At 42.3% G+C, this 24,127-nt stretch carries 25 protein-coding genes, 6 tRNA genes and 1 other RNA gene; 10 read left to right on the forward strand and 22 right to left on the reverse strand.

Features of this window, described 5'->3' with window-relative positions; translation table 11 throughout:
- Positions 1 to 99 precede the first annotated feature (99 nt).
- The 4 genes from FTU58_RS00075 to FTU58_RS00090 all read right to left on the reverse strand — a co-directional run bounded on the left by FTU58_RS00075 (position 100) and on the right by FTU58_RS00090 (position 2,817).
- A complete protein-coding gene (locus tag FTU58_RS00075) occupies positions 100 to 516 on the reverse strand; it encodes an ABZJ_00895 family protein (protein ID WP_004972241.1) in 417 nt (138 codons plus the stop codon).
- Between the two features lie 48 nt (positions 517 to 564).
- Positions 565 to 1,179: a DedA family protein gene (locus tag FTU58_RS00080; protein ID WP_004972240.1), complete on the reverse strand. Its 615-nt coding sequence runs from the start codon at positions 1,177 to 1,179 to the stop codon at positions 565 to 567.
- A 75-nt stretch (positions 1,180 to 1,254) separates the two neighbouring features.
- On the reverse strand, positions 1,255 to 1,542 hold the full coding sequence (locus FTU58_RS00085) for a hypothetical protein (protein WP_096901025.1): 288 nt from the start codon (positions 1,540 to 1,542) through the stop codon (positions 1,255 to 1,257).
- A 342-nt stretch (positions 1,543 to 1,884) separates the two neighbouring features.
- Positions 1,885 to 2,817 (reverse strand): rhodanese-related sulfurtransferase, encoded by a 933-nt coding sequence (locus tag FTU58_RS00090; protein ID WP_104853141.1) that lies wholly within the window; start codon positions 2,815 to 2,817, stop codon positions 1,885 to 1,887.
- A 217-nt stretch (positions 2,818 to 3,034) separates the two neighbouring features.
- Between FTU58_RS00090 and FTU58_RS00095 the strand changes: the two genes are divergently transcribed.
- Complete coding sequence (locus tag FTU58_RS00095) at positions 3,035 to 3,520, forward strand: DUF1289 domain-containing protein (RefSeq protein ID WP_096901048.1); 486 nt, start codon at positions 3,035 to 3,037, stop codon at positions 3,518 to 3,520.
- 96 nt (positions 3,521 to 3,616) lie between these two features.
- Here the strand turns inward: FTU58_RS00095 and panD are convergent, their stop codons facing one another.
- The 11 genes from panD to FTU58_RS00150 form a co-directional block, all read right to left on the reverse strand.
- Positions 3,617 to 3,997, reverse strand: a complete 381-nt coding sequence (panD, locus tag FTU58_RS00100; protein WP_004972232.1) for an aspartate 1-decarboxylase — start codon at positions 3,995 to 3,997, stop codon at positions 3,617 to 3,619.
- A gap of 146 nt (positions 3,998 to 4,143) precedes the next feature.
- Positions 4,144 to 4,725: an aminoacyl-tRNA hydrolase gene (gene pth / locus FTU58_RS00105; RefSeq protein ID WP_179990210.1), complete on the reverse strand. Its 582-nt coding sequence runs from the start codon at positions 4,723 to 4,725 to the stop codon at positions 4,144 to 4,146.
- Positions 4,726 to 4,743: 18 nt separating this feature from the next.
- Positions 4,744 to 5,040: a 50S ribosomal protein L25 gene (gene rplY / locus FTU58_RS00110; protein ID WP_004972228.1), complete on the reverse strand. Its 297-nt coding sequence runs from the start codon at positions 5,038 to 5,040 to the stop codon at positions 4,744 to 4,746.
- 101 nt (positions 5,041 to 5,141) lie between these two features.
- Positions 5,142 to 6,095 carry a ribose-phosphate pyrophosphokinase gene (locus FTU58_RS00115; protein WP_004972226.1) on the reverse strand — a complete coding sequence of 318 codons (954 nt, stop codon included), beginning with the start codon at positions 6,093 to 6,095 and terminating at the stop codon, positions 5,142 to 5,144.
- Between the two features lie 36 nt (positions 6,096 to 6,131).
- Positions 6,132 to 6,206 (reverse strand) — tRNA-Gln (locus FTU58_RS00120).
- Between the two features lie 93 nt (positions 6,207 to 6,299).
- A tRNA-Gln gene (locus FTU58_RS00125) sits at positions 6,300 to 6,374 on the reverse strand.
- A 19-nt stretch (positions 6,375 to 6,393) separates the two neighbouring features.
- Positions 6,394 to 6,468, reverse strand: a tRNA-Gln gene (locus FTU58_RS00130).
- Between the two features lie 27 nt (positions 6,469 to 6,495).
- Positions 6,496 to 6,570 (reverse strand) — tRNA-Gln (locus FTU58_RS00135).
- Complete coding sequence (gene ispE, locus FTU58_RS00140; RefSeq protein ID WP_131260682.1) at positions 6,569 to 7,399, reverse strand: 4-(cytidine 5'-diphospho)-2-C-methyl-D-erythritol kinase; 831 nt, start codon at positions 7,397 to 7,399, stop codon at positions 6,569 to 6,571. The genes FTU58_RS00135 and ispE overlap by 2 nt, the downstream gene beginning before the upstream one ends.
- Before the next feature lie 19 nt (positions 7,400 to 7,418).
- Entirely contained in the window at positions 7,419 to 7,997 is a 579-nt protein-coding gene (lolB, locus tag FTU58_RS00145; RefSeq protein ID WP_154320977.1) for a lipoprotein insertase outer membrane protein LolB, read from the reverse strand.
- An 8-nt stretch (positions 7,998 to 8,005) separates the two neighbouring features.
- Positions 8,006 to 9,718, reverse strand: a complete 1,713-nt coding sequence (locus tag FTU58_RS00150; RefSeq protein ID WP_179989237.1) for a tetratricopeptide repeat protein — start codon at positions 9,716 to 9,718, stop codon at positions 8,006 to 8,008.
- A gap of 78 nt (positions 9,719 to 9,796) precedes the next feature.
- On the opposite strand from FTU58_RS00150, the gene hemA reads away from it, so the two are divergent.
- On the forward strand, positions 9,797 to 11,071 hold the full coding sequence (gene hemA / locus FTU58_RS00155) for a glutamyl-tRNA reductase (RefSeq protein WP_131260679.1): 1,275 nt from the start codon (positions 9,797 to 9,799) through the stop codon (positions 11,069 to 11,071).
- 63 nt (positions 11,072 to 11,134) lie between these two features.
- On the opposite strand, the gene FTU58_RS00160 is transcribed toward hemA, so the two are convergent.
- The gene (locus tag FTU58_RS00160) at positions 11,135 to 13,105 is read right to left on the reverse strand and encodes a DNA primase (protein ID WP_096901021.1); all 1,971 of its coding nucleotides are present in this window, start codon (positions 13,103 to 13,105) and stop codon (positions 11,135 to 11,137) included.
- Between the two features lie 198 nt (positions 13,106 to 13,303).
- Positions 13,304 to 14,284 carry an outer membrane protein assembly factor BamD gene (locus tag FTU58_RS00165; RefSeq protein ID WP_004972213.1) on the reverse strand — a complete coding sequence of 327 codons (981 nt, stop codon included), beginning with the start codon at positions 14,282 to 14,284 and terminating at the stop codon, positions 13,304 to 13,306.
- A 71-nt stretch (positions 14,285 to 14,355) separates the two neighbouring features.
- Between FTU58_RS00165 and rluD the strand changes: the two genes are divergently transcribed.
- From rluD to FTU58_RS00180, 3 genes are all read left to right on the forward strand, one after another.
- Entirely contained in the window at positions 14,356 to 15,408 is a 1,053-nt protein-coding gene (gene rluD / locus FTU58_RS00170) for a 23S rRNA pseudouridine(1911/1915/1917) synthase RluD (RefSeq protein WP_004972212.1), read from the forward strand.
- Positions 15,409 to 15,479: 71 nt separating this feature from the next.
- Positions 15,480 to 16,223 (forward strand): peptidoglycan editing factor PgeF, encoded by a 744-nt coding sequence (pgeF, locus tag FTU58_RS00175; RefSeq protein ID WP_167845845.1) that lies wholly within the window; start codon positions 15,480 to 15,482, stop codon positions 16,221 to 16,223.
- Positions 16,224 to 16,262: 39 nt separating this feature from the next.
- Positions 16,263 to 16,832 (forward strand): flavodoxin family protein, encoded by a 570-nt coding sequence (locus FTU58_RS00180; protein ID WP_180043600.1) that lies wholly within the window; start codon positions 16,263 to 16,265, stop codon positions 16,830 to 16,832.
- A gap of 78 nt (positions 16,833 to 16,910) precedes the next feature.
- Here the strand turns inward: FTU58_RS00180 and smpB are convergent, their stop codons facing one another.
- Positions 16,911 to 17,387: an SsrA-binding protein SmpB gene (gene smpB, locus FTU58_RS00185; protein ID WP_004972209.1), complete on the reverse strand. Its 477-nt coding sequence runs from the start codon at positions 17,385 to 17,387 to the stop codon at positions 16,911 to 16,913.
- Between the two features lie 179 nt (positions 17,388 to 17,566).
- Between smpB and coaD the strand changes: the two genes are divergently transcribed.
- The 4 genes from coaD (at position 17,567) to FTU58_RS00205 (ending at position 18,878) form a co-directional block, all read left to right on the forward strand.
- The gene (coaD, locus tag FTU58_RS00190) at positions 17,567 to 18,058 is read left to right on the forward strand and encodes a pantetheine-phosphate adenylyltransferase (RefSeq protein WP_004972207.1); all 492 of its coding nucleotides are present in this window, start codon (positions 17,567 to 17,569) and stop codon (positions 18,056 to 18,058) included.
- A gap of 1 nt (position 18,059) precedes the next feature.
- On the forward strand, positions 18,060 to 18,323 hold the full coding sequence (locus tag FTU58_RS00195; protein WP_004972206.1) for a YfhL family 4Fe-4S dicluster ferredoxin: 264 nt from the start codon (positions 18,060 to 18,062) through the stop codon (positions 18,321 to 18,323).
- A gap of 27 nt (positions 18,324 to 18,350) precedes the next feature.
- Positions 18,351 to 18,728, forward strand: an RNA gene (gene rnpB / locus FTU58_RS00200) — RNase P RNA component class A.
- 73 nt (positions 18,729 to 18,801) lie between these two features.
- Positions 18,802 to 18,878 (forward strand) — tRNA-Met (locus FTU58_RS00205).
- A gap of 38 nt (positions 18,879 to 18,916) precedes the next feature.
- On the opposite strand, the gene FTU58_RS00210 is transcribed toward FTU58_RS00205, so the two are convergent.
- The gene (locus tag FTU58_RS00210) at positions 18,917 to 19,330 is read right to left on the reverse strand and encodes a hypothetical protein (RefSeq protein ID WP_179996887.1); all 414 of its coding nucleotides are present in this window, start codon (positions 19,328 to 19,330) and stop codon (positions 18,917 to 18,919) included.
- Positions 19,331 to 19,523: 193 nt separating this feature from the next.
- Here FTU58_RS00210 and FTU58_RS00215 point away from each other — a divergent pair.
- A tRNA-Met gene (locus FTU58_RS00215) sits at positions 19,524 to 19,600 on the forward strand.
- A gap of 142 nt (positions 19,601 to 19,742) precedes the next feature.
- Here FTU58_RS00215 and FTU58_RS00220 read toward each other — a convergent pair.
- From FTU58_RS00220 to gltA, 3 genes are all read right to left on the reverse strand, one after another.
- On the reverse strand, positions 19,743 to 21,368 hold the full coding sequence (locus FTU58_RS00220; protein WP_004972204.1) for an NAD+ synthase: 1,626 nt from the start codon (positions 21,366 to 21,368) through the stop codon (positions 19,743 to 19,745).
- A gap of 355 nt (positions 21,369 to 21,723) precedes the next feature.
- Positions 21,724 to 22,239 (reverse strand): hypothetical protein, encoded by a 516-nt coding sequence (locus FTU58_RS00225; protein WP_004972203.1) that lies wholly within the window; start codon positions 22,237 to 22,239, stop codon positions 21,724 to 21,726.
- 195 nt (positions 22,240 to 22,434) lie between these two features.
- Positions 22,435 to 23,709 carry a citrate synthase gene (gltA, locus tag FTU58_RS00230; RefSeq protein ID WP_004972202.1) on the reverse strand — a complete coding sequence of 425 codons (1,275 nt, stop codon included), beginning with the start codon at positions 23,707 to 23,709 and terminating at the stop codon, positions 22,435 to 22,437.
- Between the last annotated feature and the right edge of the window lie 418 nt (positions 23,710 to 24,127).

A 24,127-nucleotide genomic window follows, 5' to 3' on the forward strand; every position in this document is an offset into this window, starting at 1 on the left:
CGCATGTCAGACGTAAATTTATGTGTGATATATCAGCCTGATGTTGATTTTAAGTGTTTGATGTTGCGGTTCAGTGTGAAATACGTACTTTAGGTAAGCTTATAAGTACTTTTTTTGATAATAACGGTTCGCATACCAACCATAGGCAACATGAAAAACTGCACCATGAATCGCAATCAAACACAGCATCACCACCGCAGCCAGTGCTAGTCCTGCTTTATCTGCAGCTTTTAAAATGGCTTCTGCATTCGGATTCATCAGCACCAAGAAAAACACAAAGAAGCTACCAATAATAATTGCCACCGCACTTGAGCCCCAAACCAGTTGAATTTTTTCATCACTGCTCGGTAAGCGTTGTTCTTTTTTGACAAAATGTCCTGCGCTAATGAATGCTGCGGCAATTAATGCAGGGAGCAAGGTCAAGCCACCTAAGTTCAGACCAAAAATCAATACGGTAATGAGTAAGACCAGCGTAATACTGTAAACCGCAGCAAAAAATAATAAATATGGTTTCATGTCTGATTTTCCCCAAAAAATTGATTCAATTGCGCAGCAACACAAGCATTAGTCACGCATTTTACGGCGATGCCTACGGTATAAAATAATTGCGATGACTAAGAGCACCAAGCCTATAATGACATGGCTGACCTGACTGAAAATTTGCTGCATCAATTGTTGGTTTTCACCAAAATAATAACCCACGCAAGCTAAAAAAGTGGTCCAAATAATTGTGCCTAAACCACTATAAAACATAAATTTCCAAAATGGCATGTGGCTCATGCCTGCAGGAATACTGATGAGAGAACGAATAGCGGGAATCATGCGCCCAAAAAATACAATCCGATGTCCATATTGTTCAAACCAATGCAGGGAGTTTCGGACGTCTTGTTCTTTAATCCATAGATATTTACCGTAGCGATTGACCCAGTGGTAAATACTTTCATGTTTGCAGCGATAACCTACCCAATATAACACTGCCGCTGCGAACAACGAGCCGATACAGCCTGCAATGATGACACCCAATAGCAGTAATTGCCCTTGCGATGCAGAATAGCCTGCAGAGGGCATAATAATTTCAGAAGGAACGGGTGGAAAAACATTATCTAGAAACATTAACAGGGCAATACCAAGGTAGCCCAGTTGTTCCATAATGGAAATAATCCATTCAGTTAAGTTCATGCAGGTTGTGCTTTAGAAAAGTGCTTCTATCCTAAGCAGTATTGGACGAACAGTAAAGTCTTGCGCAATTTAGACTTAATCAAGCTCTGCATGGGTCAGGGTATAGATATATACACGTCTTAAGCTATATGCCACAAGTATAGGAATGGCACAGAGCAGGGCGTAATTCAAGAAATGCGCTTGTAGATGATAGCCAACAAATGCCGCAATAATACCGCCTAAAATTGCACCTAAAGCCACAATAAAAGTATGAGATTCATGTTCCAAACCATCTTGCATTGTTGCGCTATGCGTAGCAGTCACAGATTTTACAGGCGTAAAACGTAGTGTGTGCATTGAATTTGAAATTGTTGTTTTAGGCATAGCGTCACTCCTGATTGCGGCATATAAATTTAGGAATACATAACGATCCTTGAATTTTGGGTTATGGGAGATGTTGAGTTTGTGCTGAACATCTGCACCAATATAGCCACAGATTTTGTGGCTTATTTTGATTGAATGCTATCACCCAATCTGGGGATATTGCGCAATGCTTGGTAAACAAGCGTTGTATTTTTATGTTCTATGTAATCTTGCGTGAAGCATATATGTAGACATAAAAAATCCCCATACTGGATGAGGACTTTTTCAATATGATTAGAGTGGTCGATACAACATCAACATGGCTTTTGTTAGACCTTGTTGATGTGTATGAGCCTGTACGGATTACAGACGTTTACGTTTAGCTGCGGCAATTTGTGATTGGCGCATACGGAAACCTTCTTTTTGTTTCTCACTGGTTTTATCAATACAGTACACACAAGATACACCGTGTTCATAGCTTGGTAATTCAACTTCTTCAGGCAGTAATGGCCAACCGCAAGCATGACATTTGGTGTTTTGACCTTCTTGCATACCATGTGTCACCGCAGTACGGCCATCAAATACGAAACATTCACCTTCCCATAAGCTTTCATCTGCTGGTGTTTCTTCTAAGTATTTAAGTACGCCACCTTTTAAGTGATAAACCTCGGTAAAACCTTCTTGCAACAATAACGAGGTCGATTTCTCACAACGAATCCCGCCTGTGCAGAACATCGCAATTTTTTTATCTTTATGCTGTTCTAGGTTTTGTTTCACATATTCTGGAAATTCACGGAACGTTTCAGTTTTCGGGTCAATTGCGCCCTTAAACGTTCCTGCTTTGTATTCATAGTCATTACGGGTATCAATCAGAATGACATCGTCACGGGCAATCAGTTCATTCCATTCTTTCGGGTCTAGGTAGTGACCGACTAAATCACGTGGTTTTACTTCTACACCCAAAGTCACAATTTCTTTTTTCAGCTTGATTTTCATTTTACGGAATGGCTTTTCAGAGCTGTGCGACTCTTTGTATTCCATTGTAGTAAAGCCTTCATTCAACAGAAATTGGTGAACTTGATCAATCGCGGCACGATCACCCGCTACAGTTCCATTAATGCCTTCACCTGCCACAATAAGAGTACCGCAAAGGTTGATTGAATTTACCAAATCTAATAAGCGTTGTTGAAGATCGGCAGGATCTGCAACTTCTTTGAATTGATAAAGTGCGGCAACAACCCAAGTCGTGGTCGCTGGCTGTTCTACAGGTGCAAGCTGTTCTACAGTAGCGTTCATGGAGTACTCCAATAGATGAAAGACAAAAATTTAAGGCGCATATTCTAACCTGCTTTGTGTGAATATGCGAGAAAACCGAGTGCGGTACATGGTTTTAAAGCACGACACAACATTTTAAAAATGTAGCAGAACGGGGTATGATGCCACTCGTTTCAAAGAAGAATGTTGTGTTCATGTTGATGCGCCAACAGGTGTTGTTAAATATTGGAGTGTTGTGTTGAGTAAGGATCGTCAAATTGCCACTTTAACCCCGTGTGCAGGTCGTTGTTCTACGGTGTTTGGTGATGCTGTCTGTCGAGGTTGCCGTCGCTTTAACCATGAAGTGATTCAATGGAACAGTTATACGCCTGAACAACACACTGCCGTTTGGCGTCGTTTAGATGCACAGCTTGATCAGATTTTAGTGCCTATGTTGCCTTTTGCTGACTTGCGTCATGTCGAAGGGTTTATCCGCTCTAAGCGTGTGCGTTTACGCGATGATGCTTCAAAAGGGCGTAAGCTGTATCACGCACTGAAAATTTGTGAAAAAAATCGACATTTTACCGATGAAAGCGGCTTGGGCATTCACTACAAAGAAGTGCGACCTTTGTGGCAGGAGTTTGAACGTCGCGTGTTGGCGCTTGCAACCGCAAGTTATGATTTTGCATTTTTAAGGGCTGATGGTATTAGCCATAGCTTATTGCATAGCTTGCAAGATGATTAATTTGTAATTCTTGCGATTAAAGGTTAGAAAGACTTTTATTGAACCATAAAAAAACTCGCAAAATTTGCGAGTTTTTTTATTTTGTACAGGAATGGCTTAAGCCACTTGTACAGGAATACAGTTTGCAGTGTGACTCACGGTATTGTCTGGGTTTGCATAGACCAAACGTGGTTCGTGTGCATTGGCTTCTGCTTCAGTGAAGTCACCAAAGGTTGCAATAATAATAATATCGCCTACATCGGCTTGGTGTGCAGCACCACCATTGACTGAAATGATGCCTGAGTTGTCTTCACCACGAATTGCATAAGTTGTGAAGCGCTTACCATTGGTCACGTTCCATACGTGGATTTCTTCATATTCACGAATGCCAGCCAAATCCATGAGTGTTCCGTCAATTGCACATGAACCTTCGTAGTGAAGTTCTGCATGAGTTACAAAAGCACGGTGGATTTTGCATTTTAATAAACGAGATAGCATGGTGAGCGTCTCCTTAGTGGACCTAAGATTTTATCTTATGGTTGAATTCAAACACTGCTTGCTGGATGTCAGTTCCGAGCAGAAAGCGCATTTTGCTCTGAAAATTGCGACATGGCAAGTGTGATTGTTCAACAATTGTGGATTCATCAGTTCGGTTTATAGGCATTGATTTGATTCATGGCTTGTTGTACTTCGCCATTGACCAGTAACTTGATACGACCTAATGCATGTGCAAGTGCATCATCCATTAAAGTTTGCTCGCTACTTGGTGCTTTGCTCAGTACATGACCAGACACGCGTTCTTTTGAACCCGGATGCCCAATACCAATGCGTAAACGATGGAAGTTTGGACCTGTGTGCGGCACGATGTCACGTAAACCATTATGTCCACCATGACCACCACCCGTTTTTAGGCGAATGATCCCTGGGTTCATATCCAGTTCATCATGGGCAATCAGCATTGCTTCAGGTGCAATTTGATAGAATTTGGCGAAGGGAACAACACTTTGACCAGAACGATTCATAAAGGTTGTGGGTAATAACAGACGAATGTCTTGACCTTCGATATTACCACGTCCGCTGATCCCGTGAAATTTAGGATCGGCTTTTAATGTAATGCCATATTGATCTGCAAGGCGTTCTACAAACCAGAAGCCTGCATTATGGCGGGTTTGGGCATACTCTTTACCAGGGTTGCCCAAACCAACAATCAGTGAAATATTAGCCACTAATTATACCATGAACACTTATGCGCGTTTGAAGTCAGCGTGCATAGGTGTGTTTTTAGCAGGGTGACGTTGTAACGCTTGGATTTTCACGTTTTCAACTTTGTCGCCTACTTTGATTTCTACAACTTCTTCAAAGAAAGCATTGCTTTCTAAAGCTTTTACAAGCTCACGAAGTTCTAAAGTGATTGTTACAGGCTCAGCGTCGCCACCATAAATGATAGCTGGAACTAATGCAGCGTGACGAAGGCGGCGGCTCGCACCTTTCCCTTGGTTAGCTGCTTCACGCGCTTGAGCGTTTAATACGAAGTTTGCCATGATAGACATCCTTATTTTGAGTTTAAATAAACTAGATCTGCGACCAATCTAGTGATAGAAAACCCTGCCAAGTGGCAGGGCTTTGAAAATTTAGCGCTCTATTATAGATAAGAATCGAACATTGCGCTAATAGATTCTTCGTTGTTAATACGGCGAATTGTTTCTGCAACCATACTTGCTACAGATACTTGGCGAATTTTACCAAGTGCTTGAGCTTCTTCTGAAAGAGGAATGGTGTCTGTAACAACCAGTTCATCAATCACAGAATTTTTCAGGTTTTCAATCGCTTTGCCTGAAAGTACAGGGTGGGTAGCATAAGCAACAACGCGGCGAGCACCAAAAGTTTTAAGTGCATCGGCAGCTTTGCATAATGTACCTGCAGTATCCACCATGTCATCTACAATGACACAGTCACGATCTTTTACATCACCAATCAAATGCATCACTTGTGATTCATTCGCTTTTTGACGACGTTTATCGATAATTGCAAGATCGATATCACCCATTTGTTTTGCAACAGCGCGCGCACGAACCACACCACCAACGTCTGGTGAAACTACCATGAGATTGTCGTGTGACTGTTGACGCAGGTCAGCCAATAGCGCAGGCGTACCATAAATGTTGTCTACAGGGATGTCGAAGAAACCTTGAATTTGGTCTGCGTGCAAGTCAATCATCACTACACGGTCAATCCCTACAGTGGTGAGCATATCTGCAACCACTTTAGCGGTAATTGGAACACGTGTAGAACGAGGACGACGGTCTTGGCGGGCATAACCGAAGTAAGGAATAACGGCAGTAATACGACCTGCACTTGCACGACGCAACGCGTCAGCCATCACCAAGATTTCCATGAGGTTGTCATTGGTTGGCGCACAAGTAGGTTGTACGATAAATACGTCTTTACCACGGACATTCTCGGTAATCTCTACAGCAATCTCACCATCAGAGAAGGTAGAAACTGATGCAGCACCTAAAGGAATGTGCAAGTGGCTTACGACTTTTTGAGCGAATTGTGGATGCGCGGTTCCACTAAAAACGACAAGATTGGGCATGAAGCACCCTTGGCGGTTGGTGTATGTAAGAATAGATGGCAGGGGTAGCTGGATTCGAACCAACGGATGCCGATATCAAAAACCGGTGCCTTACCACTTGGCGATACCCCTAATGCGGCAGAACTTTAATATTTTTACTGCGTTCTGTCAAGGTAAATTAACAGGATAGCGGTAATATTGGGGGTTCTGTCTAATGCGAGAAAATGGCAGGGGTAGCTGGATTCGAACCAACGGATGCCGATATCAAAAACCGGTGCCTTACCACTTGGCGATACCCCTAGATTTGATCACTGTAAGATGGCAGGGGTAGCTGGATTCGAACCAACGGATGCCGATATCAAAAACCGGTGCCTTACCACTTGGCGATACCCCTAATACAGTAATCTACAGGTGAAAGAGATGGCAGGGGTAGCTGGATTCGAACCAACGGATGCCGATATCAAAAACCGGTGCCTTACCACTTGGCGATACCCCTATTGTACTGTGAAATGTCGTAATGGAGATTCATCTAAGCTGTTCACAACGTACGCAGTACATGGTGAGTGTGCCAAAATGTCGTCTACATTCATTTCTGCAGTCACTTCAGTAAAGACACAAGCACCTGTACCTGTAAGCTTTGCTTGACCAAATTGGTCTAAATAACGCATTGCTTCATCAACTTCGGGGTATAAATTTCGTGCCACAGGCTCAAAATTATTTCCAAAGTCAGATGGCTTTATCTGATAGCCGCAGAATTTAGTGGGCTTCGTGTTTCTTGTCAATGTTTTTTGTGAAAAAAGTAGTTGAGTGCTGATAAAACAGTCAGGTTTTAACACAATATATTGTTTTGGGGCTAAGTCTATGAATGTTAACTGTTCACCAATGCCTTCTGCCCATGCATTACGACCATGCACAAAGATCGGTACATCTGCTCCGAGCTGTAAACCAAGTTCAGCTAGTTTTTGAGTATCCAAGCCACATTGCCAAAGTTGATTGACTACAATTAAGGTGGTTGCGGCATTGGATGAACCTCCGCCAAGCCCTGCACCCATAGGGATGTGCTTCTCAATTTTAATATTTAAACCTGTGGCTTGTTTCGCGTAGGGTTTTAAAATTTGCGTGGCTTTGTAAATCAGGTTTTGCTCTAAATTGACACTGTTTAAACCCTGAATTTGAATGCTTTGAGTATCATTGACTTCAAATTCTAGCCAGTCGTATAAATCAATCAGTTGAAAAATAGTCTGCAATTCATGGTAGCCGTTGTCACGACGCCCAGTAATGTGCAAAAACAGATTTAATTTGGCAGGTGAGGGTACACGAATCATGGCGAAACTTGGCAAGTGATTAACGATTTTGGATGAGCATTGTAATACGGTTTTCTTGCCCTGATTCAAGTGCTTGTTTCAAAATCAGACGGTTTGGCAAACTGGCACTGTCGTTATAGCTCAAATCGACCGTCCAACCATCTTCAATAAATTGAGTCGGGCGCTGTTGGGGGTCTTTTTGAATTTGGGCATTGACCGTTGCAGGTCGGGCTTGTACCCAATCGACCAAGTGGGTGATGGGCGCTTGCCAACCTGTGGCTTGTTCTAACAGTTCTTCAGGACTTTCGGCATAAATTATCCCTGTTTTGGCACTGTTGAGGGTGACTTGTCCTGGTTGTCCGCTAATTTGCGTTTTACCAACGCCCAAAATGCCGCTCAGTTCAATATCAAACTGCTGTTGCTGCTGTACCCAAGTAAAAAAGGCACTGCCAGATTGCTGCGGAGTGCGCACACCAATTTTGCCTTGTAGGTTAAACTGATTTTCGGCTTCAACTTGCTGTGAAACATGGGCAGGAGATTGCACAAAAGGCTGACAACCTGTGATGAACAGACTGGTACTGACAAACAGGGTAAGACCTAATTTTGAGAATAAACGCATAAAATCACTTAACTCTTTTTAACGGGCTGCGCTAACAATAGCGAATTTAATTGTTGCAATTGCGGATCATTCGGATGATTTTGTTGTAATTGTTGTAACACTTGGCTGAATTTTTGAATATCTCCTTGCATATACAACGATTTTGCATAACGTGAGCCAATCGCGGCACTATGACTCAGCGCGTAGGCTTTTTCCAAAGCCTGTGCCGAAGCAGTGTAGTCATTTTGCAAATAGCTGACATAACCTAAAGTATCTAAAATAGAGGCTTGTTCAGGTGCAAACTCAAGTGCTTGCTCTACATAGCGACGCGCTTCATCCAAACGACGATTTTGCAGTGCAAGAGTATAGGCGTAGGCATTTAAATAGGTTGGGCTGTTCGGCTCAATTTCCAGTAACTTGGTGAGCAGTTGATCCAGTTTGTCTTTTTCCTGATGTGCATCCAATAGTAAGACTTCTGAATAGATCAGGTCAGGATCATCGGGCAGGTTTTTGATGGCTTCATCTAACAAACGCAGTGCTGCTTTTTTATTGTCCATGCGTTTTAAAATATCGGCCTGTGCCTGATATAAAAAACTGGCGTGCTGCGGATAGTTGACCCGTTCCTGCGTTAAAAAGCGCAGGGCATCGTTCAGTTTATCTTGCTGGGCAAAAATACTGATCATGTTGCGACGTGAAACCGTATAAAGGCTACCATCGACCAAACGATAATAGGCTTTGGCTGTTTCAAAGTGCTGTTTACGCTCGGCATTGACTGCCAAATAGAAATAGGCTTCGTTTTGATATTGGGCTGAATAGCGCAACTCTACTAAATATTTTTCGGCTTTTTCGTATTGTTTCAAGTCAATACTGGTCAAACCTGCAATAAATAAGGCTTCATCTTCCGTAGGCCATTTTTTTAAAATAGCTTCTAGCTTTGTTAGCGCCAAAGTTGCTTCATTTTTTTTGACCAAATATTTGGCTTCGGCTAAACGGACTTCAAAATTATTTTTGTGTTTACGGCTGGATTTTGCATACCAAGCTGCCGTTTCTTCTTCATTGCCAAGTACGCTCAACAAATTGGCTTTCATTAAAATATAGCCAGTGACTTTCGGGCGTTTGCGCAACGCTCTGTTAATGGTGTCGAGCGCGGCTTGATATTGTCCATTTTGCGCTTTTAAACCTGCAATCAATACCAAAATAGATGGATTGTCTTTGGCTTTGCTGGTGCGCAGGGCTTGAATCAGAAATTCACGGTCTTCTACAGATTCAGGGGAAATTCCCGCCAAAATTTGTTCTAAGTCAGCCGTGGCATCAATATTTAGAATTTTATCTAAGGTTTCTGCAGCCAAGTCATATTCATGCGCTTTGAGTGCAATGTGCGCCAAATAAAACAGTGCAGGGACATCGGATGGTTCTTGTACCACCCAATGTGTTGCAATATCTAATGCGGCACGTAGGTCATTTTGTTCAATGGCAATATTCAGGGCGCGTTGTTTAATGGAAGTCGAATTGTTCTTAATTGCCAAGACCGTGTAGTTGTGTAATGCAGTTGGAATATCGCCATAAGCCAAGGCAAATTCTGCCACCATGGTTTGTTTTACCGCATTATAATTTGAATTTGCATGATAAATTTCTTCAGATGCTCTAAGATGAGCAACTGAAGCCATGCTACCGACCAGTAAGAATGTGGTAGAATATTGCTTAATTGTCGCGCCGTATGGTCGGCTATTTGTTTGACGCAATTTTTCTTGATCCAAGTAATGCTTTTTATGACACCGTTATTGCACAATAGCATAAATTTAGCGAAATGATGATCTGATATGTCTTTCTTTGCATTGGGTGTCAACCATCAAACCGCCTCTGTAGAGTTGCGCGAGCAAATTGCATTTAACCCAGAAAAGTTAAGTGCCTTACTTGCTGAGCAAAGCCAACATCCCGAACTGAATGATTTGGTGGTGGTGTCTACCTGCAACCGTACCGAAGTCTACGCCATGTCTGAACATCCAGAACAGGTGTTGGATTGGCTTGCACACGTCAATGGTATTGATGCGAAGCAATTGAGTCGTCATGTTTATCGTTATGAAAATGCACAGGCGGTGTCGCATTTAATGCGCGTAGCCAGTGGGCTAGATTCACTCATGTTGGGTGAGCCGCAAATTTTAGGTCAGGTCAAAACTGCGCTGTCTTTAGCCAAAGACTCACATACGGTTTCGCAACAACTCAACCGAATTTTTGAATATGCGTTTTATGCTGCCAAACGGGTACGTTCAGAAACTGCCGTAGGCAGCCATGCCGTGTCTATGGGTTATGCGGTAGCGCAACTGGCGTTACAAGTATTTAGCCATCCTGAAAAACTAACAGTGATGGTGGTGGCTGCAGGCGAAATGAATAGCCTTGTGGCGAAGCATTTGGCCGAGATGGGCGTCGCTAAAATTTTAATTTGTAACCGTACCCGCGCTCGTGCCGAAGCTTTGGCACAAGAAATTGCGCATCGGGTTGAAGTTGAAATTATTGAATTTGATCAGTTAGCGGCCAATTTACACCGCGCTGATGTAATTTCAAGCTGTACGGGTAGTTTGCATCAGGTGATTGCTTATCCTGAAGTAAAAGCAGCGTTAAAGAAACGTCGCTATCAGCAAATGTTGTTGGTCGATTTGGCCGTACCACGTGATATTGATCCTAAAATTGAAAACTTGGATGGCGTGTATTTGTACGGGGTCGATGACCTGCAAAGCGTGATTGATGAAAACTTGGCGCAGCGTCGTCAGGCGGCTGTGGAAGCAGAGCTAATGGTCAATCAGCTTGTGACTGAGTTGGTGACCCATCAAAAAGTTCAGCAAGCAGGTGCGACCATTCATGCTTACCGTGAACATGGCGAAAGCTTGCGTCAGGAAGAATTAAATTTGGCGATGGCGCGTATTGCCAAAGGTGAAGATGCTGCACAGGTTCTGCAGGAATTTTCCTATCGTTTAACCCAAAAACTGCTGCATCCAACTTCTATTTTATTGCGTGAAGCAGCCAAAGGTGATGAGCCTGAATGTTTTGAGTTTATGCAGGAAAATTTAGCAGCGACTGCCAAACATCGTCGCAAATAAGCAAGATTAACGTGATTCACAAAAAAGATTTTTGATGATACAAACTTAATCTAATCAGATCGCTTATTCCTCTAACAAGGTCAGCGATCTTTTTTTATCAATTTCATAAATTTGATGTTTCAATCGCTTCATTTCTTCAATACTGCTGAATTTTTTGGAGCGAATTTTTTGCTGTAAACAGTCGTATTGCAATTTGGTCGAAAAATCCTGCGCCAATTTATCGACGTGTTCAGGAGAAGTCGTGTAATCACTGACATTGGCTTGTTGTAAAATGCGCTGTAATTCATAGTGATACGCTGAGCATGCACCCAAAATATAATATTTGGCTTGTTCAGGATCATCGGGTAGATCATCAAAAATAGTATTTAAAATATTTAAGATTTGGTGTAGCAGATGATCATTTGGAATCAGCGCACGTAACGGTTCAAAGTGAATATACAAATACGGGTGATTGATTAGAATCGCAATCACATATTCTTCGGCATCGACTTTGGTGCTAAAACTCAAAGATGCATCGTTATTGGTCTGTGCCTGCCATTTACGGTTAAAGCCTAACTTTTCACGGAAAAACTGTTGCAGCAAATAGCGATAAGAACCCGTTTTGGGCAAAAGTTCGGTCAACTGCCGCAGTTCACCCATGACCTGACTTTTGCCTTCAGGGGTACTGATATTATGGTTTTGGGTGAGATGCGCAAAGACAAAATCTGATAGCAAAGGTGCTTGATCTAATAAACGTCGGAAATTTTCGATGCCTTCACGACGAATAAGTGAGTCAGGGTCGTGCTCATTGGGTAAAACAAAGAACTTCAGTTCACGTCCATCATTGAGCAAAGGCAGTGCAATTTCCAGTGTACGACGTGCGGCTTTTTGACCTGCGGCATCGCCATCAAACGCGATGGTAATGCGGTTGTTTTGGCGGAATAGAATGTTTAAATGATCGGTATTACTGGCTGTACCGAGTGTCGCTACAGCACCATGAATGCCGTATTGCTGCAAGGCAATCACATCCATATAGCCTTCGACCATTAAATAATCTTGGGCTTTTTGTTTGCGTCCTTCATATAAACCATAGAGCAATTGGTTTTTATGAAACACTTCCGAATCGGGCGAGTTGATGTATTTGGGTTTGATTTCATCATTAAGTGCGCGACCACCAAAGCCGACCACACGTCCTTTGCTGTCACGGATTGGAAAAATCACCCGATCACGTAATAAATCGAAGTCACGTCCCTTGTCACTGGTACGAATTAAGCCTAGCAGTTTTAAACCTGCAATGTCTTGCGGAAAGGCTTTTTCTAAATGCTGCCAATCTTCGGGTGCGTAACCCAAGCGCCAAAACTGCAAGGTTTGTGCGGTTAAACCACGTTTTTGAAAATACTGTTGCGCGGCAGGGCTGTGCGGCAATTGCTGCTCATAATATTGCGCTATATTTTCTAGCAAGTCGTATAAGTTGCCTTCTTGTGCAGGTGTGTCCTGCATGGTGTCCCATTGCTCAAAACCTGCAAACGGGTCGGCATTGTTTTGAAATTCCGAGTTCTGAAATTCCGAGTTTGCGTATTCAGCACTTTGAAACTCGGCAAAAGGATCAAAGTCGATGCCAGAAGCTTCAAAAGTATGTTCGCTTGATGTGGTTTGAGCTGCAGAAGTTTCATTCTGGTCTTTTGCTGTTGGTTTGGGTTGAGCTATCGGTGTTGGCTTTTTGGCTTCACGTTTATAAGAGAGTTTTTTATTGTCGTGCTGATCTTTTGGGAGTTCGATGCCTGTTTGACTGGCCAAGTCTTTCATGACATCTACAAAATTGCGGTTATCAATATCCATTAAAAAACGGATGGCGTTACCATTTGCCTGACAGCCAAAGCAATGATAATACTGCTTGTCACGGTAAACGTGAAAAGACGGGGTTTTTTCCTGATGGAACGGGCAGCAGCCCGAATAGGTACGACCAGTTTTTTTTAATTTCACGCGCTGACTAATCAGATCGACAATATCAGTGCGATCTAAAATTTGATCAATCGTGTGCTGTGGAATGGCCATACGGTTTTGTCTGTTATCTCTTGGTAGTGAAAGGTTCGCCGAACAGGTTGAATACATCAGACTGTGCTGATTGACTCAATGAGTATTCTCTTTTGTATCTTTTTCTAGGACAGGAAACAAGCCCATAAAAGAACAAAGGGCAAGTATCATAACTTGCCCTTTGCATTTTTCAAAACTGAAAAATCAGTCGGAATGGTTTTATTCAGTGCTGTCGTTTTGAGATTTTGGACGATCGAGCAAGCCAAAACTCAAACGGTTGGTGAGGCTGCGTGATGGCTCTGCTTGTGCTTTAGTATCTGACTGTTGTGCTTCGGTGCTGCTTTGCGCTTCACGTCCGAAAATACCCAAAGTTGCACGGTTAATCCAGCTTGCGTCATGACGGGCAGCACGTAAATTCACGCTACCATCTGCTTTAACCAAATTTGGATAGTTCAGTTTCAACACATCAATATATTGTTGAGCTGTGGCTTGATCGCCCAATTTGCCATAACCATAAGCCACCGTTGCCAACGCTTCCGGAATTTGCGGAGTTTGCGGATAATGCTCAACTACCCACAATGAACGCTCTACTGCAGCCACCCATGCTTTACGTTTAATGTTATAACGTGCCGCATTCATTTCGGCTTCCGCCAGTTCCTGACCAATAAACTGCATGCGCTGTGCAGCATCTACCGCATAAGTGCTTGATGGATAGCGACGGATAAAATCGACAAAGTTTTGATACGCCAATTTTAAATAGCTAACATCACGGTGTGATTGCTTGAGCGAGGTATAACGCAACAAACCATCATAGTTTTGTTCCATATTCGCCACACCACGTACATAGTAGGCATAATCGGCTTTAGGATGCTGCGGGTTCATGCGGATGAAACGATCTGCAACAGCAATTGCGCCTTCATAATCTTTTTGCTGGAATTTTGCATACAACAATTCAAGCTGCGCCTGCTGCGCATAATCACCCGTTGGGTAATAGGTTTCTAAAGCTTCAAGATGCTTAACGGCATCGGTGTATTGACCACGATCCAGTGCTTTTTCTGCTTTTTCAATATAAACCTGTTCGCTAGATTGCGGACCAGTATCGACCACTTCTTTTTTTGGATTGCTGCTACAGCCCACAATTGCAGACGCAACGCCGAGTGAAAGAGCAAGCATTGTTATTTTATAACGTGGTAGCGACATAAAAATTCCTCTGTTAATACGGGCAATGAGCTACAATTGCGCTATTAAACCACTTTTGTCTGAATGAGCAAATGAGTCAAGCACAATCTACCCATTCCAATTTACCTGAAACTGAGTTCAATTTACTTGAAGATGCTGAGGATGCAGATAACCATACTTCAGACTCAACTGCAACACGTTTATCGTTGCAATTTCAATTGGATGACAGCCACTTAGGACTACGCATCGACCAAGTTGCAGCCATCATTTGGAGTGAATTTTCACGTGAAAAGCTAAAACAGTGGCTCAAAGACGGTCATTTGTTGGTAAATGGTAACACGGTCAAACCTAAATATAAGTGTGAAGGTGATGAGCTTCTTACCCTAGAAGTCGAGCTTGAAGCGCAAACCCGCAGCCTACCTGAAGATATTCCACTGGATATTATTTATGAAGATGATGACATCATGGTGATTAATAAACCTGTGGGCATGGTGGTGCATCCGGGGGCGGGAAATAGCTCTGGAACTCTGGTAAATGCCTTGCTGCATCATTATCCAAAATCGGCAGAGTTAACTCGTGCAGGTTTGGTGCATCGTATTGATAAAGATACTTCGGGTTTGCTGGTGGTTGCCAAAAATCTGGAAGCACAGTTTGCCTTGACCAAGCAACTGGCGAAAAAGTCAGTTTATCGTTTATACGACTTGGTGGTGTACGGCAACATGATTGCGGGAGGCACTGTCGATGAGCCGATTAAACGCCATCCTGTAGATCGAGTGAAAATGGCTGTTTTGCCGGGCGGCAAAGACGCCGTCACACATTACAATGTTAAAGAACGCTTTCAGCATTTCACTCGTGTTCAGGCGCGTTTGGAAACTGGACGTACTCATCAAATTCGTGTGCATCTAAGTTATATTGGTTATGGTTTGGTTGGCGATCCTGTTTATACGCCACGTGTACGTGTGCCAGCAGGCGCATCGGCATTATTAAACGATACCTTGCGTAACTTTAAACGTCAGGCCTTACATGCCGTCAAACTCGGTTTGGTGCATCCACGTACTCAAGAAGAAATGATGTTTGAAGCGCCGTGGCCTGAAGACTTTAAACAATTGGTAGACGTGTTACGCAGTGAAAATGCTGCCTATTAATTGTTGCATAGACAGCATTAACAAGATCAACTCAGATACGGCAATGCCAGAAAACGACTAAGGATAGATTTATGCAATTTGTTCAAGGATTACCTGCAGGTGTGTATGTTGGGCAAACCCGCATACAACATGTGCAAGCTTTAGCGACAGACTGTGCCGATGTATCTGGTTTTAATCTGGCGCTGCATGTGCAGGATGATGCATGGCGTGTGCAGCAGCATCGTATGAGTTTACTGGCAGAGTTTGCTGAATATGGGGTCGATAAAATGACGTGGATGACGCAAACACATAGCGTGTTGTGTCAGACCATTAATGAGCAAATCACTTGTGAAGCTTTAGAAGGCGATGGTTTGGTCACTCAGCGTAAAGCGCATGCTTTAATGATGATGACCGCAGACTGTTTACCTGTGGTTTTGGGCAATGCCGAAGGCACTGAGGTTGCGAATCTGCATGCAGGCTGGCGTGGTCTTGCCAACGGTATTATCGAAAACACCATCGTCGAAATGCAAAGTGCTCCAACATGGGCGTGGTTGGGTGCGGCTATTAGTCAGCCGTGTTTTGAAGTTGGGGCTGAGGTGAAACAGGCATTTTGCGATAAATATCCTGAATTAGACACGGCTTTTATTGCAGGGCAGCAGCAAGGTAAATATCTTGCTGACTTGTATGCGATCGCGCGTTTTATTTTGCAGCAGCATGGTGTTACAACGGTCTTGGGCGGTGATCAGTGCTCGTATCAACAAGCCGATGATTACTATTCTTACCGCCGTCAAGCACGTACAGGACGTATGGCAACATTCGTGTTTATGCAGGCTTAGTGTTAAACTTGACTTAATTATTTGGTTTTAAACATTCTCATGTCAGTGACTCATTCAACATCTTCTTGCGCTGCTATTCGTGTGGCGGTGGTTTATCACAGTCCTTATGGTCATACTGCTAAGGTGGCACAGCATATTGCACAAGGTGCTGCGCAAATGGATGCTCAGGTGACTTTGATGGATGTGGCTGAAATTGAATGGGATAGCCTAGATCAAGCCGATATTATCATTATGGGCTGTCCAACTTATATGGGCAGCATTACTTCGGCTTTAAAACAGTTTATGGAGCAATCGTCTAAGCGTTGGTTGGCCAGAACTTGGCAGGGCAAACTGGCGGCAGGTTTTACCAATGGCGGTGGTTTAAGTGGCGATAAACTGGCGGTGCTGCAACAAATTAATTTATTTGCGATGCAGCATGGCATGTTGTGGTCAGGTTTACCGTTTATGCCGACAGGGCGTAGTCCACACGATATTAACCGCATGTCGAGCTTTTTGGGTTTAATGACGCAGTCTGATAATGCCTGTGTTGAAATTACGCCACCCGAAGGTGATTTGGAAACTGCAGTCAAATTTGGTAAATATTTGGTGGAATTAAAACTTAAAGACTAAGCATTTTTAGTTTTACAACTTCCATAAAAAATGCTCGATGTTGATCTCGAGCATTTTTTATGGGCGGAATGTGCAAAATTATTTGTGCATCAAACGTGCTTTATCACGCTGCCAATCACGGTCTTTTTCAGAAGCGCGTTTATCGTGCAATTGTTTACCTTTCACCAAAGCAATTTCAAGCTTCGCTAAAGGGCCTTTCCAATAACATGCTAAAGGTACGCAAGAATAACCTTTTTGATTGACTGCACCCATCAACTTTTCAATTTCACGTCGTGAAAGTAAGAGTTTGCGGGTACGGGTCGCTTCAGGCACTACATGCGTTGAAGCCGACAAGAGTGGTTGAATTTGTGCACCAAATAAAAAGGCTTCATTGTCACGAAACAGGATATAACTTTCGGTAATAGTCATACGTCCTGCGCGCAAAGATTTGACTTCCCAACCTTGCAAAGAAAGTCCTGCTTCAAATTTTTCTTCAATAAAATAATCGTGGCGTGCACGTTTATTCTGTGCAATTGTTCCGCCCGTATTTTTTTTAACTACAGTTAGCTTCGCCATATTCAATTACTTCCAAACTTATGACTATTGTGCCTCAAACCAAGGCTTGCTGACAAATCAAAATCATCACAACTGTTGGCTAAACTGCTTTGATATTTCATAATTTGGTAGACTTTAGTTCACTAAAATTTTTTGTATTTGTTAAACTAACTTTGACAAAACCAACTAGAGCATAATGGATGTCTAAAACTCGCGTAATTTATCCGGGCACCTTTGACCCGATTACTAATGGTCATATTGACTTGGTGACACGTGCTGCAAAAATGTTTGATGAAGTCGTGGTCGCAATTGCCATTGGACATCATAAAAATCCAATTTTTACTTTGGAAGAACGTGTGGAATTGGCACAGGCATCTTTAAAGCATTTGCCTAATGTTGAATTTGTCGGATTTGATGGTTTATTGGTTAATTTTTTCCGTGAGCAAAATGCGACTGCAGTTTTGCGTGGTTTGCGTGCTGTTTCAGATTTTGAATACGAATTTCAGTTGGCAAATATGAACCGTCAATTAGATGCGAAATATGAAGCGGTATTTCTGACTCCTTCAGAGCAATATTCATTTATTTCTTCTACATTAGTTCGTGAAATTGCACGCTTAAAAGGTGATGTGACTAAATTTGTTGCACCTGTTGTGGTCGAAGCCTTTGAGCGTAAATTACGACAAGGTTGGTAGCGTGTCTTTATATATTACCGATGAATGTATTAACTGTGATGTCTGTGAACCTGTATGCCCAAATGAGGCAATTTATATGGGTGAGCTGATTTATGAGATTAATCCAGCATTATGTACTGAATGTGTAGGACATCACGAGCAGCCGCAGTGTCAGTTATTTTGCCCAGTCGATTGTATTCCGCTCGATCCAGAGCATGTAGAAACACAGGAACAATTGCTGGAAAAATATAAAAAACTGATTGCTCAAAAAAGCGCAAGCAATTAACTTATAATTTTGCTAAGATGCGCCTTCGAAGTGAACCAGACGATCGCTGCTGTGGAGGTCTCCGTGACTGAAACAGGGGAGGAAAGTCCGGGCTTCATAGGGCAGGGTGCCAGGTAACGCCTGGGCGGCGTGAGCCGACGGAAAGTGCAGCAGAGAGTAGACCGCCTTCGTATGGTTTCTTTTTCGGAAGAAATTGAAGGTAAGGGTGAAAGGGTGCGGTAAGAGCGCACCGCATGGCTGGTAACAGTTCATGGCATGGTAAACCCCACCAGAAGCAAGACCAAATAGGAATCCTGAGGTACGGCCCGTACTGGATTCGGGTAGGTCGCTTGAGCGTATGAGTGATTGTACGCCTAGAGGAATGATCGTTCTCGACAGAACCCGGCTTATCGGTTCACTTCACCAAATTTTAAGCAATTGATGCGTGATAAGGCTTGACGTTACCTAGATTACAGCAGATAATGCGCGCACAGTTTTTGGCTATGTAGCTCAGTTGGTTAGAGCACCGCACTCATAATGCGGGGGTCACAGGTTCAAGTCCCGTCATAGCCACCATTTTTCAGACCACGTTCACTAACGTGGTCTTTTTTTGTTTAAAATTTGTCTGCGCAATCTATTTGAGCTGTATCCAGTTGAATCTGCATTTGTAGGTTTTGAATCTGTTGCCAATTGGCTTGTTGATCAGAGTGAGCAAAAATTTTGGCATCGACCTGATTTAATTTTTTTAGCGAAATGTGTTGTGATGCACAATAACGCCCTACAGCACGCTCATAAGCCAGTTGTTGCTGCGCTGCAGCATTGAGTTGATGTGCCGTTAAAATCTTTTGCTGCCCTTTGGCATAAGCAACCAAGACACGTCGGTCTGCGATGCTATAACTCATTTTAGAATTAATAAATTGCGCAACATCACGCCGTACACCGTTGTAATCTACAAAAATAGGTGAAACCAAAGCGCAGGAACTTAAGCCAACAACAAGGCTACTCAGTATTATAGACTTCAAGATCATGGTTAAATTTATTCTCTTTTTTCTGTGTGACTTGATATAGATTTTGCTGCAAATATTTAAGAATCTCCGTAAGAAAATAGTAATTTGATTAAAATTAAACAAATTGCACTGTTTTTGCTTAAACTGTGAGCGTTTGTAAATTAAAATACTTGACGATGCAGGGCTAAGTTTAGATAATGCGCACACAGTTTATGGCTATGTAGCTCAGTTGGTTAGAGCACCGCACTCATAATGCGGGGGTCACAGGTTCAAGTCCCGTCATAGCCACCATTTTTATAGACTAAGCTCTCAGCTTGGTCTTTTTTTATGTCAAAATTTTAGGCTACTTTTTGCAGCATTGGTTTAATGGCAGGTACAAAAAAACCAAGCCGTAGCTTGGTTTTTATATCTTTGTTTAAGCAATGCTTTAGCGTTAAATCCCTGCTTTCCAACCATTGACGAGCGGATAGCGACGTTCACGACCAAAAGCGCGTGAACTAATACGTGGTCCTAATGCACCTTGGCGACGCTTGTACTCGTTGCGATCAACCAATTGAATGACTTTCTCGACCATCGCGCGTTCAAAGCCTTTGCTAATGATGTCTTCTTGGCTCTGATCTTCTTCAATATACGCATACAAAATCGCATCGAGCACTTCGTATGGTGGTAAAGAATCTTGGTCTTTTTGGTCAGGACGTAATTCTGCTGAAGGTGGGCGCGTGATCACACGCTCAGGAATCACAGGAGTATCGGCAATACTGTTACGGTATTTAGCCAGTTCAAACACAATGGTTTTGTACACATCTTTGAGTACCGCATAACCACCGACCATATCGCCATAAAGCGTGCAATAGCCAACTGCTAACTCAGATTTGTTACCTGTAGAAAGCACGAGGTTACCAAACTTATTCGACAAACCCATTAAGATTGTGCCGCGGGCACGGGCTTGTAGATTTTCTTCTGTGGTATCGCTAGGGCTGTTACCAAAGAAAGGATACAGCGTTTGCATAAAGCTATTTACGATCGGGTGAATTTCGGCAATACCAAAAGTCACGCCTAAAGTTTTGGCTTGCTCTGCAGCATCTTCCACACTAATTTGCGCGGTATAAGTGTACGGCATCATTACCGCTTGTACCTTATCTGCACCAATTGCATCAACCGCAATAGCAAGAGTGAGCGCTGAATCAATTCCGCCCGACAAGCCAAGAATTACACCAGGGAAGCCAGAGCGTTGCACGTAGTCACGGGTTGCTAATACTAAACCTTGATAGATTTCTGCAAGGGTGTCTAAAGCTGGGCTAATTTCGGCAGTTTTAAAGTGCTTCTGTGCAGCGTCATATTCTGCGTAGAATAAACCTTCTTGGTAGGTTGGGGCTTGTAATGCAACATTGCCTGCTTGGTTAATCACAAAGCTCGTACCATCGAAGATTAAATCATCTTGACCGCCAACTTGGTTTACATATACCACATTGAGATGTAATTGTTTTGCCAGTTCGGTCATGGTCTGTACACGATGCTGCGGTTTACCCACTTCATAAGGCGATGCGTTCAAGACCAATGCAGTTTCTACATTCAACTGTGCCAATTGCTGCACGGTTGGCAAAGACCATAAATCTTCGCAAATCAAAACGCCAAATTTATGACCAAGGTATTCAAAAACTAAGTGTTGATGACCTTCATCAAAATAGCGTTTTTCATCAAATACAGCATAATTTGGTAAATTTTGCTTGTTGTAAATACCTAAGATGTTGCCATCTTTCATGACGGCAGCCGAGTTAAAGCGCTGACCATCTTCAGTTTCATTGACAAAGCCGAAAACTAAAACAATATCTTTAATTTCACGTAATTGTTCAAATGCTTGTTGTGTGCGTTGATTCAAGCTTGGGCGCAGTAATAAATCTTCTGCAGGGTAGCCCAAAATTGAAAGTTCAGGAAAAATAATCAAATCTGCATGTTGTTTTTTCGCTTCATTTGCTTGTTCAAGCATTTTTTGCGCGTTTGCTTCGAGATTGCCAATGTGTGGAGAGAACTGTGCAAGGGCAATTTTAAAAGATTTCATTTAAATTAAGTCCTATTCCTATAGGTGTAGAATACACGTAAGTGGCTGATGATTATTGTTATAAAAATTTCAGCGTAGTGTATTGTGGATTAAACGACTGCCGAAAGGCACAAATAAAAACCATTTATTATCTAACAGATAAAGATCTTATTTTGCAGTGCAAAAATGGAGACTTTTGCTATTTTATCTTAATTTAGAATAGATGCTAGCATCGAATACACTTTATTGTCTTGTCTGCAAGAATATTATTGAAATGTGACAGAATTTTTATGCTATTTATTTGAAAAGCATTATATTTTTAGGTTGTATGATGCATGTGTTTTTCGTGAAATAAGCATGTACCAAGATGAGTGAGCTAAGTCGAGCGGTGCGGGCTGTTTAAAATAATATTGTCTATTTTTTTAAGAAAAATATCTTTGGCAATTTCACCTTGTTGCTCAATGTTGTAAGCAAAAAAAGGTTTCGCTTCAATTAAGCGATAATGATATGGATTGTAACGCTTAAAACTCAAAAAATACGCGGTTTGCAATACCGCACCACGCAGTAAGACATTGATGTGATGTTGATGCTGTAAAATGTGCGCCATCTCATGAATAAAGATCGCTTGATAGCCACGGTGTGCTTGGCTGTAGTCGGCTAGATAATGCCGATTACGCACATGAATATAGCCACAGGGGGCCATAAAAATGTGCTGTGGCTGCCAAGGCAAATAAGGATGGTTCATAACTTTGACTTGGCTGTAGTCAATCAGATTGCCAAACACAGATTGGCACAACTGTATTTCCATTGCAGTTAGGCTTCGACATCTAAACTGATCTAGTTTGAGCAGTCGCATCAATAAGCTGAGAATGAATAAATGCAGTTGTAGCATAGAAATGAGTTGTAAGTAGCTGACATCAAAAATATAGCCTAAATCTGCAATGATCTAAATTTTATTTTGTGGCTTGGTGGTTGTTTGGAATAAGTAAAGCTGTAACGAGTTTTATCGGCTAAATAAAAGCAATAAAAAACCACCCGAAGGTGGTTTTTTTGTCGTGTCGTTTTACACGCTACAACGCAGACCGAATTAACGGTTGATGTCGCGTTGAGTGTGGCCAGTGTAAAGCTGACGAGGACGACCGATTTTGTAAGGACCGCTGTGCATTTCTAACCAGTGGCTGATCCAACCAACTGTACGTGCAAGTGCGAAAATTACAGTAAACATTTCTGTTGGGATACCAATCGCTTTAAGGATGATACCTGAGTAGAAGTCTACGTTAGGGTATAAGTTACGCTTGATGAAGTATTCATCAGATAACGCAATACGCTCAAGTTCCATTGCAAGTGCAAGTTGTGGATCGTTGATACCTAAGTCGTTAAGTACTTCGTCACAAGTTTGCTTCATTACAGTCGCACGTGGGTCATGGTTTTTATAAACGCGGTGACCAAAGCCCATAAGTTTAACTTCTTTAGTCTTCACTTTTTCCATGAACTCAGCAACGTGTTCTACAGAGCCGATTTCATCAAGCATCTTAAGAACAGCTTCGTTCGCACCACCGTGAGCAGGACCCCAAAGTGCAGAAATACCTGCAGAGATACATGCGTATGGGTTAGCGCCAGTAGAACCAGCTAAACGTACAGTTGAAGTAGACGCGTTTTGTTCGTGGTCAGCGTGAAGCGTGAAAATACGATCCATTGCGCGAGCGTGAACAGGGTTTACTTTGTAATCACGGTCTGCTGGTGTAGCAAACATCATGTACAAGAAGTTTTCTGCGTAGCTTAAGTCGTTACGTGGGTAAACAAATGGTTGACCAACAGTGTACTTGTAGCTCCAAGCCGCTAAAGTAGGAATCTTCGCGATTAAACGAATCGCTGTGATTTCACGGTGGTTAACATCTTCGATGTCTAAGTTGTTGTGATAGAACGCAGATAACGCACCAACAACACCTACCATGATTGCCATAGGGTGAGCGTCACGACGGAAACCGTTATAGAAACGTTTTACTTGGTCGTGAACCATAGTGTGGTTACGAACTTTAGCGTCAAAATCAGCTTTTTGTTCTGCAGTTGGAAGCTCGCCATTTAATAATAAGTAGCAAGTTTCTAAGTAGTCAGCTTTAGTCGCTAATTGGTCAATTGGGTAACCACGGTGTAAAAGAATACCTTTGTTACCATCAATGAACGTAATTTTAGACTCGCAAGACGCTGTTGCCATAAAACCAGGATCAAAAGTAAAGTGACCTGCCGCCAACACATCCTTAACGTCAATTACATCTGGGCCTAATGTGCCGCTGTAAATTGGTAATTCAATTTCTTTTCCATCAAGCTGTAATACGGCTTTTTTGCCAGTTGCTTCAGACATTCAATAGATCTCCTGTCCTGGTGAATGTTGATCTGACTCGAAGTATCAATCTTTTAATGCGCAAGTCAGACGGATTAAAAATTAGCTCTAAGATTAGAGAGTACTGAAATTTTGTCAATTATACTTATGGATTAAGCAGACGACTATTTATAGAAAAAGTCGAAAAAATTCCAGTAAAAAAATCAATAAAATCACAGCACAGCCGCCGTATCATAAGTCAAAATTTGTCGGATGTGCAGAAAAAAATCATCAATACGGATTAATTGTAAGCAATTTTAAATACTAGTTTTGATGTGCTATTTCTTTAGCAGGATTCAGTCCAATACTTAAATTTATCTAATTCTCATAACTTACACGTTTTTACATACACGGTAGGGTGGTCAGATTGTTTGTAATAGGCAGTAAGTCTGGTATTTAA

The sequence above is a fragment of the Acinetobacter sp. YH12120 genome, from assembly GCF_013418795.1.
In the GTDB taxonomy this organism is placed as follows: domain Bacteria; phylum Pseudomonadota; class Gammaproteobacteria; order Pseudomonadales; family Moraxellaceae; genus Acinetobacter; species Acinetobacter towneri.

What these genes read in the sequence shown, in the direction of transcription:
- FTU58_RS00075 (WP_004972241.1), bottom strand. Translation starts at nt 516, where the DNA reads ATGAAACCATATTTATTATTTTTTGCTGCGGTTTACAGTATTACGCTG.
- FTU58_RS00080 (WP_004972240.1), bottom strand. Translation starts at nt 1,179, where the DNA reads ATGAACTTAACTGAATGGATTATTTCCATTATGGAACAACTGGGCTAC.
- FTU58_RS00085 (WP_096901025.1), bottom strand. Translation starts at nt 1,542, where the DNA reads ATGCCTAAAACAACAATTTCAAATTCAATGCACACACTACGTTTTACG.
- FTU58_RS00090 (WP_104853141.1), bottom strand. Translation starts at nt 2,817, where the DNA reads ATGAACGCTACTGTAGAACAGCTTGCACCTGTAGAACAGCCAGCGACC.
- panD (WP_004972232.1), bottom strand. Translation starts at nt 3,997, where the DNA reads ATGCTATCTCGTTTATTAAAATGCAAAATCCACCGTGCTTTTGTAACT.
- rplY (WP_004972228.1), bottom strand. Translation starts at nt 5,040, where the DNA reads ATGGCAAACTTCGTATTAAACGCTCAAGCGCGTGAAGCAGCTAACCAA.
- FTU58_RS00115 (WP_004972226.1), bottom strand. Translation starts at nt 6,095, where the DNA reads ATGCCCAATCTTGTCGTTTTTAGTGGAACCGCGCATCCACAATTCGCT.
- ispE (WP_131260682.1), bottom strand. Translation starts at nt 7,399, where the DNA reads ATGATTCGTGTACCCTCACCTGCCAAATTAAATCTGTTTTTGCACATT.
- lolB (WP_154320977.1), bottom strand. Translation starts at nt 7,997, where the DNA reads ATGCGTTTATTCTCAAAATTAGGTCTTACCCTGTTTGTCAGTACCAGT.
- hemA (WP_131260679.1), top strand. Translation starts at nt 9,797, where the DNA reads ATGTCTTTCTTTGCATTGGGTGTCAACCATCAAACCGCCTCTGTAGAG.
- FTU58_RS00160 (WP_096901021.1), bottom strand. Translation starts at nt 13,105, where the DNA reads ATGGCCATTCCACAGCACACGATTGATCAAATTTTAGATCGCACTGAT.
- FTU58_RS00165 (WP_004972213.1), bottom strand. Translation starts at nt 14,284, where the DNA reads ATGTCGCTACCACGTTATAAAATAACAATGCTTGCTCTTTCACTCGGC.
- rluD (WP_004972212.1), top strand. Translation starts at nt 14,356, where the DNA reads ATGAGTCAAGCACAATCTACCCATTCCAATTTACCTGAAACTGAGTTC.
- pgeF (WP_167845845.1), top strand. Translation starts at nt 15,480, where the DNA reads ATGCAATTTGTTCAAGGATTACCTGCAGGTGTGTATGTTGGGCAAACC.
- FTU58_RS00180 (WP_180043600.1), top strand. Translation starts at nt 16,263, where the DNA reads ATGTCAGTGACTCATTCAACATCTTCTTGCGCTGCTATTCGTGTGGCG.
- smpB (WP_004972209.1), bottom strand. Translation starts at nt 17,387, where the DNA reads ATGGCGAAGCTAACTGTAGTTAAAAAAAATACGGGCGGAACAATTGCA.
- coaD (WP_004972207.1), top strand. Translation starts at nt 17,567, where the DNA reads ATGTCTAAAACTCGCGTAATTTATCCGGGCACCTTTGACCCGATTACT.
- FTU58_RS00210 (WP_179996887.1), bottom strand. Translation starts at nt 19,330, where the DNA reads ATGATCTTGAAGTCTATAATACTGAGTAGCCTTGTTGTTGGCTTAAGT.
- FTU58_RS00220 (WP_004972204.1), bottom strand. Translation starts at nt 21,368, where the DNA reads ATGAAATCTTTTAAAATTGCCCTTGCACAGTTCTCTCCACACATTGGC.
- FTU58_RS00225 (WP_004972203.1), bottom strand. Translation starts at nt 22,239, where the DNA reads ATGCTACAACTGCATTTATTCATTCTCAGCTTATTGATGCGACTGCTC.
- gltA (WP_004972202.1), bottom strand. Translation starts at nt 23,709, where the DNA reads ATGTCTGAAGCAACTGGCAAAAAAGCCGTATTACAGCTTGATGGAAAA.